1 protein-coding gene is annotated in these 741 nt (G+C 60.9%); it reads right to left on the reverse strand.

From position 1 onward, the window contains the following. Window positions 1–222: 222 nt before the first annotated feature. Window positions 223–498: a hypothetical protein gene (locus tag AB4Y64_RS17695; RefSeq protein ID WP_441817760.1), complete on the reverse strand. Its 276-nt coding sequence runs from the start codon at window positions 496–498 to the stop codon at window positions 223–225. Window positions 499–741: the final 243 nt, after the last annotated feature.

The raw sequence follows: 741 nt of genomic DNA on the forward strand, positions 1-741 counted from the left end.
GCTTGAAGCGCGAAAAGCGGCCCGAACAAGGAGAGTCCAATAACCGCCCAGCCAGCATCATACGCGGCGGGTGAGAGCGCGACCAAGAGCACGCTGCCCAGGCCAACCAAGAGGCAGAGCCAGAGGAAGGATTTGCCCCTTACACGGTTCGCGAATGCTTCCATGGCCGCCTAACGCCAGAGTTAAGCCGAGCCGCGAAGCGGCTTCGGCTTGAATGAATTGTTAGGCCTCGCCACCCGGGAGGCCTGCGGACACTAGCTTAAGCCTTGCGACCGCGTCGTTGTAGCCAAAGCGACCGGCAAGACGAAAGGCCTCTTGCACTGCGTCGGTGTCGGAGCAGACCTTGGCAAGGATGGTCTCGGCCACGGCTTGGTGCGGGGCAATGCGTGCAGCGTACTTGGCCAGTACGGCCAGACCGGATCGATCCGACTCGTGACCGTCCAAGGCATGGGACCAGTAGAAGTTGTCGTACTTGGCGGAAAAATCGTCGAACGTCATGCGACCAGCAGCGCAAAGACGCACCAACTGATCGCAGCGGTCTAGCGCGGCAACAAGATCGTCTTCCGAAGGGTACGAGTGCATCTGCTATGAGGCCTAACGCCTGAGTTAAGCCGCACCGCGGAGCGGTGTCGGCTTGAATGACTTGTTAGGCCTAGTGTCGTGACCGGAGCCGAGAACTGCAGCCGGCCATGCCCTGGGCCTTCCCCGGCCGAAAATGTAGCAGCTTGCGGCGGACTGTGA

The sequence above is a fragment of the Lysobacter sp. TAF61 genome (assembly GCF_052113485.1).
GTDB lineage: Bacteria > Pseudomonadota > Gammaproteobacteria > Xanthomonadales > Xanthomonadaceae > Lysobacter_J.